General features: G+C 63.3%; 10 protein-coding genes. 4 read left to right on the top strand and 6 right to left on the bottom strand.

Annotation, left to right across the window (positions count from 1 at the left end; genetic code table 11):
• Positions 1–51 precede the first annotated feature (51 nt).
• A complete protein-coding gene (locus tag ACSQ3I_RS14215) occupies positions 52–711 on the top strand; it encodes a peroxiredoxin (RefSeq protein WP_435999893.1) in 660 nt (219 codons plus the stop codon).
• A 49-nt stretch (positions 712–760) separates the two neighbouring features.
• On the opposite strand, the gene ACSQ3I_RS14210 is transcribed toward ACSQ3I_RS14215, so the two are convergent.
• The 6 genes from ACSQ3I_RS14210 to ACSQ3I_RS14185 form a co-directional block, all read right to left on the bottom strand.
• On the bottom strand, positions 761–1,531 hold the full coding sequence (locus tag ACSQ3I_RS14210; RefSeq protein ID WP_435999891.1) for an SDR family NAD(P)-dependent oxidoreductase: 771 nt from the start codon (positions 1,529–1,531) through the stop codon (positions 761–763).
• Positions 1,528–2,523, bottom strand: a complete 996-nt coding sequence (locus tag ACSQ3I_RS14205; RefSeq protein ID WP_435999889.1) for an ABC transporter permease — start codon at positions 2,521–2,523, stop codon at positions 1,528–1,530. The genes ACSQ3I_RS14210 and ACSQ3I_RS14205 overlap by 4 nt, the downstream gene beginning before the upstream one ends.
• Positions 2,524–2,764: 241 nt before the next feature.
• The gene (locus ACSQ3I_RS14200) at positions 2,765–3,805 is read right to left on the bottom strand and encodes a sugar ABC transporter substrate-binding protein (protein ID WP_435999887.1); all 1,041 of its coding nucleotides are present in this window, start codon (positions 3,803–3,805) and stop codon (positions 2,765–2,767) included.
• 36 nt (positions 3,806–3,841) lie between these two features.
• Positions 3,842–4,609, bottom strand: coding sequence for an ATP-binding cassette domain-containing protein (locus ACSQ3I_RS14195; protein ID WP_435999885.1), 768 nt, complete (start codon positions 4,607–4,609; stop codon positions 3,842–3,844).
• Entirely contained in the window at positions 4,606–5,748 is a 1,143-nt protein-coding gene (locus tag ACSQ3I_RS14190) for an ROK family transcriptional regulator (RefSeq protein WP_435999883.1), read from the bottom strand. The genes ACSQ3I_RS14195 and ACSQ3I_RS14190 overlap by 4 nt, the downstream gene beginning before the upstream one ends.
• A gap of 93 nt (positions 5,749–5,841) precedes the next feature.
• Positions 5,842–6,231 carry a RidA family protein gene (locus ACSQ3I_RS14185; RefSeq protein ID WP_435999881.1) on the bottom strand — a complete coding sequence of 130 codons (390 nt, stop codon included), beginning with the start codon at positions 6,229–6,231 and terminating at the stop codon, positions 5,842–5,844.
• A 121-nt stretch (positions 6,232–6,352) separates the two neighbouring features.
• Between ACSQ3I_RS14185 and ACSQ3I_RS14180 the strand changes: the two genes are divergently transcribed.
• From ACSQ3I_RS14180 to ACSQ3I_RS14170, 3 genes are all read left to right on the top strand, one after another.
• Positions 6,353–7,453 carry an alanine racemase gene (locus ACSQ3I_RS14180; protein ID WP_436000225.1) on the top strand — a complete coding sequence of 367 codons (1,101 nt, stop codon included), beginning with the start codon at positions 6,353–6,355 and terminating at the stop codon, positions 7,451–7,453.
• Positions 7,454–7,534: 81 nt separating this feature from the next.
• Entirely contained in the window at positions 7,535–8,032 is a 498-nt protein-coding gene (locus ACSQ3I_RS14175) for a hypothetical protein (RefSeq protein WP_435999879.1), read from the top strand.
• 117 nt (positions 8,033–8,149) lie between these two features.
• Positions 8,150–9,637, top strand: a complete 1,488-nt coding sequence (locus tag ACSQ3I_RS14170) for a DHA2 family efflux MFS transporter permease subunit (protein ID WP_435999877.1) — start codon at positions 8,150–8,152, stop codon at positions 9,635–9,637.
• Positions 9,638–9,657: the final 20 nt, after the last annotated feature.

Raw genomic sequence — 9,657 nt, 5'->3', positions numbered from 1 at the left:
GGCTTTCCGATATCCTTCCGGCGACAGAAGCATAAACGAGAGAGGTCAGCCATGAGCCTGCGCATCAACGAAACCGCACCCGATTTTACTGCCGAGACGACGCAGGGAACCATCAATTTCCACGAATGGATCGGCGATGGATGGGCGATCCTGTTTTCCCACCCGAAGAATTTCACGCCGGTTTGCACCACCGAGCTTGGCGCCATGGCCGGCGTCGAAGGTGAGTTCCGCAGCCGCAACACCAAGGTGATCGGCATTTCCGTCGATCCGGTGGAAAGCCATGGCAAGTGGAAGAACGACATCAAGGTCGCCACCGGCTTCGACGTCGAATATCCGCTGATCGGCGACCGCGACCTCCAGGTCGCCAAGCTATACGACATGCTGCCGGCAGAAGCCGGTTCCAGCTCGGAAGGCCGCACGCCCGCCGACAACGCGACTGTTCGCTCGGTCTACGTCATCGGCCCGGACAAGAAGATCAAGCTGATCCTCACCTACCCGATGACCACCGGCCGCAATTTCGCGGAAATCATCCGCGCCCTCGACTCGATGCAGCTGACCGCCGCCCACAAGGTGGCGACGCCGGCGAACTGGCAGCAGGGCGACGACGTCATCATCACCGCAGCGGTTTCCAACGACGAGGCTACCGAGCGTTTCGGCAGCTTCGATACCGTCCTGCCCTACCTGCGCAAGACCAAGCAGCCGGCGCTCTAAGGATTAACCCCGCTTCGCTCTCAGGGCGGAGCGGGTCCTTCCATTTGGCTCACGGAGGCTGAAGACGGAAATTGCTGCCTTCGGGCAGAAGCTGGCCGCCGTCGACGACGATGGTGGTGCCGGTAATGTAGGCCGCCTCGTCCGACGCGAGGAAGAGGAAGGCATTGGCGACATCCCGCGGGCTGCCCAGCCGGCCGAGCGGAATGGCATCCTCCATGTTCTTGATGAAGGCCGGGCCGCGGTGCAGCTGCATCGCTTCCGTCAGGATGTTCCCCGGCTCGACGCCGTTGACCGTTATCCCGTATCCCGCAAATTCCAGCGCCGCGGCGCGGATGAAGCCGTTGATGCCGGCCTTGGTGGCGGAATAATGCCCGTGGCCGGGGCTGGTGACATGCGGCCCGGTGATCGACGAGGTGAAGAGGATGCGGCCGTAATGCTGCTGCTTCATCGGCGTCAGTGCGGCGCGGGCGGCGTTGAAGGAGCCGCGCAGGTTGACCGCCATCACCTGGTCCCAGTCTTCCGGGGAGGTGTCCTCGATCAGCTGCCAGGGATAGACGCCGGCATTTTGCAGGATGATGTCCAGCCGGCCGTAATGTTTTAGCGCCAGCGCCACCGCCGCTTCCGCGTCGGCCATCTGCGAGATGTCGGTGCGGATGAACGGCGCGTCGAATTCGTCGGCTGCGAATTTGCCGCCTTCCGCTTCGAAATCGGCGATGACCAGCTTTGCCCCTTCTTCGTGAAACCGCTTCGCCGTTGCCTTGCCGATGCCGCGGGCGCCGCCGATGACCAGCGCTACCTTGTTTTCCAGTCGTCCTATCATGCGAGCCTCTGACGCAGTCGTTGCTTGAAGGTATCGAGAAGCACGGCGGCCAGGACCAGGAATCCATGGATCACCTGGGTGAAGTTCGCCGGCAAGCCCATCAGGTTTATCGCCGTGTTGATGGAGGAGAGCAAGAGCACGCCGGCATAGACGCCGGGCAATGCACCAATGCCGCCCTTGAGGCTGACGCCGCCGATAACGACGGCGGCAAAGGCGTTGAACAGCAGGCCGACGCCGAGATTGGCGGTGGCGCCGGAGGTGCGGATGGCGAGCAGCCAGCCGGACAGCCCGGCGATGGCGCCCGCCAGCACGAAGGCGATGATCAGGTTGCGGGTGACGCGGATGCCGGCGCGGAAGGTGGCGGTCTCGTTGCCGCCGATCATCATCAGGTGGCGGCCGAAACGCGTCTTGGCCATCATCACGGAAAAGGCGACGAAGCAAAGGATGGCGATCCAGGCGGTCAGCGGAATGCCGAGCAGGCGCTGGATGGCGAACCAGCGGATGGCGGGGGCCAGATCCTGCGCCGACCGGCCGCCGGACACGGCAAGCACGACGCCGCGCACCCAGATATAGGAGGCAAGCGTGATGATGAAGGCGTTCATCTTCAGCTTGACGATCAGGAAGCCGTTGAACAGGCCGATCAGTCCGCCGACGGTGAGCGCCACCAGCAGCGACGCCGGCACCATCAGCCATTCCGGCGACAGTTTTATCCCGAGGCCGATGCCGGCCGAGCAGAACAACACGCCGACCGCCATCGCCGAAAGGGCGGCGACGGATTCGACCGACAGGTCCATGTGCCCGGCGATGATCACCAGCGACAGCCCGATGGACATGACGCCGAGAACGCTGGAGGCCTCGATGATATTGGCGAAGATACCGAGCTGGAAATAGTTCGGGATCAGCGCCGAAAAGACGATCAGCACGAAAAGCAGCATGAACCAGACGAGATTGTCGAGCACGAATTCCAGGGTTTTGCGCGTACGTGGTGTCATGCGGCTGTTCCGGTTTGAATAGTTTGGTTGGCAAAAAAGCGTCGTGTTTCCGATCGCGCGCTCCCCGCACATGGCAGGGCGATCGCATGAGGCGTGACGTGGCTCTCCCCTTCTCCTCCATGGGGAGAAGGTGGTCCGCAGGCTCGGATGAGGGGGAGGCCAACGGACAGGTTTTGCCGCGGGGCGCCCCCTCATCCCCCTGCCGGGACCTTCTCCCCGCGGGGGAGAAGGGGCAGGGTCCTTACGGTACGGACTTCACTTCCGCTGTCGGCGGCTTCAGGTTGCCCCAGAAGGCCGGGTCGTCAACGTTATCCTTGCTGATGGCGGCACCGGGGATCTTGATGTTCGGACCCCAGGCTTCGATCGTCACCGTGCCCTTGAGGCCGAGGACGTCATATTCGCCGGCCTTGATCTCCTGCTTGCCGGCAATCTTGTCCATGAAGATGGCGACGGCGGCGGCCTGTGCGTAGAGCGGCTGCTCCACTTCGACGTTCAGCCAGCCCTTGCGGATCAGGTCGAGGCCGACGGGCGCGCCGTTCGAGCTCATCATCATCACGTCGCCCGGCTTCTTGCCGGCGGCTTCGAGCGAAGCGACGGCGGCAACCGAAAGATGGGCGGCATGGCTGAAGATCAGGTCGATATCGGGATTGGCGAGCATCTGGTCGGCAACGATGGTGCCGGCATTGCTGGCTTCCCACTGCATGGCCGGAACGGAGACAATGGTCACGCCCGGAAACGCCTTCATCTTCTCCTCGAAACCCTTCTGGATGTCGAGCGTGTAGGGATCGCCCGGATCGCCGAGAACCTGCAGCACCTTGCCCTTGACGTCGCCATGCTTGGCCTTGAGCAGGGCTTCGGCCTGTTCGGCGGCGACATAACCGATCTCGATGGTGCCGGCGACCGAGGTGAAATCCGAAACCGTCGAGGTGATCTGGCGGTCGAATTCGACCACCGGGATGCCGGCGGCACGCGCTGCTTCAATCGAAGGCTTCAGCGCGTTGAAATCGACGGCGGCAAGGATGATCGCGGCCGGCTTCAGCGCGATGACGTCGTTCATCTGCGACTGCTGCGCATCGGTCTTGTTATCGGCGTTGAGCGTCTTCATCTCGTAGCCGGTCTGCTTGAGGAACATCTCAAGGGCGCTGACCGAGCCGGTCTGGAACTCGTCGAGCAGGGTCGGCACGAGGTAATAGACGACGCCCTTCGATTGCGCGAAGGCGGGTGTCAACATCGACAAGCCGAGGGCCAAGACGGCCATCACGGCTAAAACTATTCGCTTCATAGCGTTCTCTCCTGTTTTGCGCCGGACCCTCTTTGATTATTGGCCTGCCGGTCCGGCGCCGGCGAGGTTTTGTCCGGTGATCATTTCGATCACCGCGTCTGGACTGGTTTTCGCCCGCTCCACGTCGCCGGCGACGACACCCTGGCGGATGACGACGATGCGGTCGGCGACCTGGAAGGCCTGCTGCATGATATGGGTGATGATGACGACGCCGATGCCCTGGTCGGCGACCTGGCGGATCATGTCGAGGCCGCGGCGCGTCTGCTCGACGCCAAGCGCGGCAAAAGGTTCGTCGAGCAGCACCAGCTTGCCGCCCCAATGGACGAAGCGGTTGAGCTCGATCGCCTGGCGCTGGCCGCCGGAGAGGTGCTCGACCTTGGTGCGCAGCGAGGGGATGCGGGTGCCGGCATTGGCGAGCGCCTTCTGCACCACCGTTTCCATCGCCTTTTCGTCGAGGAAAGGCACGCCGAGAATCTTGCGGGTGATCTCGCGGCCCATGAAGAAGTTGGCGACCACATCGACATTGGTGCACAGCGACAGGTCCTGGTAGACCGTCTCGATGCCGGCATCCTTGGCTTCCGCCGGTGTCTTCGCCTGAAAATCCTCGCCTTCGAACAGCATGCGGCCGGAACTCGGCTGCAAGCCGCCGGAGATGATCTTCACCAGCGTCGACTTGCCGGCGCCGTTGTCGCCCAGAAGCGCCACGACCTCACCCTTGCCGATGGAAAAGGTAATGCCTTTCAGCGCTTCGATGGCGCCGAAATTCTTGCGGATATTGTCGAGGACCAGAAGCGGCTCTCTCATGCGGCAATGCCTTTCTCGTCGGCGGTCGAAAACATCTGTCCGAAGCGGGGCGACAGCACGCCGGACACGGCAAGCGCTGCGGCGCCGCGCAGCACCGATTGCTCGCAATCGCTGGCGACGACGATGCGCGGCTGCGTGCGGTTGCTGCGGGCGGCAACGGAATTCGGCAGGTCGGTATTGGCGGCGACCAGCTGCTCGATCAGCGCCAGCGGCGCCAGGCCGCCGAGCACGATGGTCTGCGGGTCGAAGAGGTTTTCGATGGTGCGGACGGCATTGCGGAAGATCGGCGCGATTTCCGCCACCCATTCCGCCTCCGAAACGCCGCGCCGGTTGAAGGCCTCGAGCGAGAGATAGCGTTCCAGGCAGCCGCGATTGCCGCAGGGGCAAGGCTCGCCGTCGAGCACGGCCGGAATATGGCCGATTTCGCTGGCATTGCCCCAGGCGCCACGCATCACCGCGCCCTCATGCACCATGGTGCCGCCGAGGCCGACGCCGAAATAGAGGTAATAATAATCGGAAAGCTGTAGGCCCAGGCCGTAAAGCTGCTCGCCGAGCGCGGCAGAGGCCGTATCGGTTTCGATGAAGGCCGGCAGGCCGGCCGCTTCCGCCAGTCGCGCACGAATATCGACGTTCTTCCAGCCGCTCATCGTCGTCGGGCCGACAAAACTCATGGATTCGACGCCGAACGGTCCCGGCAGCGCCATGCCGGCGCCGAGCATGCGGCTCTCTGCCCGCGTCGCCCGCATTTCCGTCACCAGCTCGCCGATCAGGGCAAAGGCATCGTCCGGCGCAACATTCGGCGCCTTGCGCATCGCCCGCTCGACGATGTCGCCGCGCAGGTTGACCAGTGCCGCATCGATGCCGAGCGGGGTCAGGTGTATGCCGATGGTATAACCGCCTTCGGGATTGATGCTGAGCGTCGAGGGCGGAATGCCCCTGCCCTTCGGCTCCTCGCGGGTGGAGAGGATATAGGCCTGCTCCTCCAGTTCGCGGACGATGGTGGAGACGGTCTGGACGGTCAGCCCGACACGCTTGGCGATCTCGCCACGGGTCGTCGGGCCGTTCAGCCGGATCGCTTCAAGCACGATCCGGCGATTGTAAGGCCGTCCCGATTCCTGATTGGTTCCCCGCAACGTCATGTCACCCGTCCCTTGGATTGGAGCGAGATTGACACCGGCTGCGGATTTAGTCAAATGGATTTCAAAAAAGATCGGCAGAACGAAAATGCGGGTTCAAGCGCTTTTCGGTTTGTAGGCGACGCAGTCGATTTCCACCTTGCAATCCACCATCATCGAGGACTGGACACAGGAGCGCGCCGGCGGATGGGCACCGAAATAATCCTGATAGATCTTGTTGAAGGTCCAGAAATCGCGGGGGTCGTCCAGCCAGACGCCGACGCGGACGATGTGTTCCGGCCCGTAATCCGCTTCCTTGAGGATGGCGAGCAGGTTGGCGATGGTCTTGTGTGTCTGGGCGATGATGTTGCCGTCGATGATCTCGCCGTTTTCCATCGCCACCTGACCGGAGACGTAGAGCCAGCCATCGGCCTCCACGGCGCGGGCGAAGGGCAGCGGCTTGCCGCCGGCGCCCGTCTGTCCGGTCCCATAACGTTTGATGCTCATGAAGCGGTCCTTCCCTTTTCGTTGCGATGGTCGATTGACAGCCGGACGGCGCTCGGCAAATCCTCCCGCAACCGTGGGGGATTCTCCCGCCCGTCCAAACCCAGCCGGAGCATAGATCATGCTGCACGCCCGTCCATATGAAATGCTCCCCAAGGTCGGCGACCGGATCGCCGATATCGCGACGCCACGACCGGTCATCGACGAGGACGTAATGGCGGCGAACATCGCCCGTATTCAAAGCTATATGGATGAACACGGCCTCGCCTTCCGCCCGCATATCAAGACGCACAAACTGCCCTCGATTGCCGCCGCACAGGTGGCGGCCGGCGCGCGCGGCATCAATTGCCAGAAGGTGAGCGAAGCGGAAGTCTTTGCCGATGCCGGTTTCGACGACATCCTCATCACCTACAACATCCACGGCGCCCAGAAGCTCGACCGGCTGGCTGCGCTGAACGAGCGCCTCTCCAGCCTGAAGGTGGTGGCCGACAGCCGCGAAACGGTGGAAGGCCTCTCCCGCCGCTTTGCCGGGCAGAAGCCGCTCGCCGTGCTGGTCGAATGTGATACCGGCGCCGGGCGCTGCGGCGTGCAGACGCCGCAGGAGGTTCTTGAACTCGCCCGTCTGATCGTCGAGTTGCCCGGCCTGAATTTTGGCGGTCTCGCCAATTATCCCAAGCCGGGTGCGGCTTCCGCCGTGCAGGCGTTTCTCACCGAAAGCATCGCGCTGCTGCAGCAGGCCGGCATCGCCTGCCCCATCGTCAGCAATGCCGGCACGCCCAGCCTTTTCGACGCCCATCTGGTTCCGGCGGCGACCGAGCACCGCGCCGGCACCTATGTCTTCAACGACCGCGGCATGCTCAAGGCCGGCCATTGCACCGAAGCGGATTGCGCCATGCATGTGCTGGCGACGGTAGTTGCCCGCCCGGCCCCCGGCCGCGCAGTGATCGATGCCGGCGCCAAGACGCTGACGCCAGATCTGTTCGGCTTTCAGGATTTCGGCCTCGTCGTCGGCCATCCGCAGGCAGTGATCAAGGGGCTGTCGGAGGAGCACGGCGTGCTCGACATTTCCGCCTGCAACGACACTTTTCCCGGCATCGGCGCGACGATCCGCATCATCCCGAACCACACATGCGTGGTGACCAACATGTTCGATACGATGGTGTTCCACCGCAACGGCATCGTCACGCGGGTGGAAGACATCGCCGCGCGCGGTCTGGTCTGGTGACATCGGCTGCTGTGTGGGCTGCCCTTCCCTTGCCGCGTTTCATTCCTAAATAGAGGCTCAGGGAAACATCAGTGGCGCGGCATGACGGAGCATCATCACTACAGCGACGGGGACGGTCTTGCGCGGCAAGGCCTGCCGGCCCGTCTGAAATGGGCGTGGAAGCGCATCGCATCCGCGGTGACGCGGCCCGATGATGCCGCGCCTCTCAGCGATCGCTTCGCCCACTATACCTTCTGGCACTACAAGGGCGTCGTTTACGAGGTCGACCGGCATCGAACTTCGGCGCGCGGCGTGCCGACCATGGATTTTTCGCTGCGCCGGGAGGAAGGCGATATCCATGTCGAGATCGCCGGTTACGATTTTCCCATCGCCGATGGGCATGAGGTGACCATCGTCTGCGCCCGGGGCATCAACGTATCGGTCGGCCATACGATCTGCTACATCAACCGCAACATGCGCATTTCCACGATGATGGTCAGCTATCTCCAGCGTGTCGCGCGCGAGGCGGGCAGCGGGCGGAAGCGGCTCGAACATGAATTGCAACGCTACATGCAAACGCTGGAGCCGCGGAAGGACTGATCGTCCGCAAGCGCCAGCCGTGATTTGCTGAATAATTTTCCAGAACTGTCGGAGCCAGCAATGCCGGTTCGTCTTGTTGATGAACAGCATGATGTCGAACGCGAACCGGGTACTTTCATGACCACAGAACAATCCTTGCCGACCAGTGACTTGCCCGCCGATGCGATGCCGCACGCCGCGTCTGCCGATCACCGCGCCCGCAACCGGCTGGTCATCGGCCTGCTGCTGGTCTCCACCTTCGTGGTGATCCTCAACGAAACCATCATGGGTGTGGCGCTGCCGCACCTCATGACCGATCTTGGCATCAGTGCCAGTGCGGCCCAATGGCTGACGACGGCCTTCATGCTGACCATGGCCGTCGTCATCCCGGTGACCGGTTATCTGCTACAGCGGCTGAATACCCGGCCGGTGTTCATCCTGGCGATGAGCCTGTTCTGTGCCGGAACGCTGCTCTCGTCGCTGGCGCCGGGATTTGCCGTGCTCGTCGTCGGTCGCATCGTGCAGGCATCCGGCACGGCGATCATGATCCCGCTCCTGATGACCACGGTGATGAACCTCGTGCCGCCGGAAACGCGCGGCAAGACCATGGGCAATATCTCCATCGTCATTTCCGTGGCGCCGGCCATCGGCCCGACGCTTTCAGGCTTCATCCTGTCGATGCTGGACTGGCGCTGGCTGTTCATCGCCGTGCTGCCGATTGCCGTGGCCGCGCTGGCGCTTGGTGCCGCGAAGATCGAAAATGTCACGGAGCCGACGAAGGCGCCCATCGATGTGCTCTCCGTCATTCTTTCCGCCATCGGGTTCGGTGGTTTCGTTTACGGGCTGAGCGGTCTGGGGGAAATGGCGCTGCATCCGCCGCAGGTCTCGCCGTGGATTCCGCTCTGTATCGGTATGGCGGTGGTGGCGGTCTTCGTTCTGCGACAGTTGCAACTGCAAAAGCAGGAACGCGCGCTTCTCGACCTGCGCACGCTGGCGACAGGCACCTTCACCATTGCCACCGTGCTGATGTCGATCCTGATGCTGGCGATGTTCGGGACCTTCATCCTGCTGCCGATCTACATGCAGAACGTCCTCGGCCTGTCGACGCTGCAGACCGGCTTGCTGCTGCTGCCGGGCGGCCTGATCATGGGCCTGTGCGCTCCTTCCGTCGGCGGGCTTTACGATCGGTTCGGGCCAAGGCCGCTGGTCATTCCCGGCGCACTGCTGTTTGCCGTCGTCATGTGGATGCTGACGCTGTTGCTGCAGACGGATACGCCGGTCTGGCTGCTGCTTGCCGCCCACATCCTGTTCAGCATCGCGCTGGCCCTGATGTTCACGCCGCTCTTCACCGTCAGCCTCGGTTCGCTGCCACCGAACCTCTATTCGCACGGCAGCGCCATGGTCGGCACGACGCAGCAGGTGGCGGGGGCGGCCGGCACGGCGCTGTTCGTCGCGATCATGACCATGCAGGCCGGGGCGACTGCCGGGGATGGAGCGGCGGCGCTGACCGCCGGTATCCGCGCCGCCTTCTTCTGCGGCGCGCTCATCTCGATCGCCGGCGTCATCGCGGCGCTCTTCGTTCGCCGCTCCGCCTCCGAAGGCGCGCCGCATGCCGGGGCGCACTGATCTGCCTGCCTGAACAAGCA

The organism is Rhizobium sp. LjRoot30 (assembly GCF_964253915.1).
Classification (GTDB): domain Bacteria; phylum Pseudomonadota; class Alphaproteobacteria; order Rhizobiales; family Rhizobiaceae; genus Metarhizobium.
This window is presented reverse-complemented; position numbering and strand designations above follow the sequence as displayed.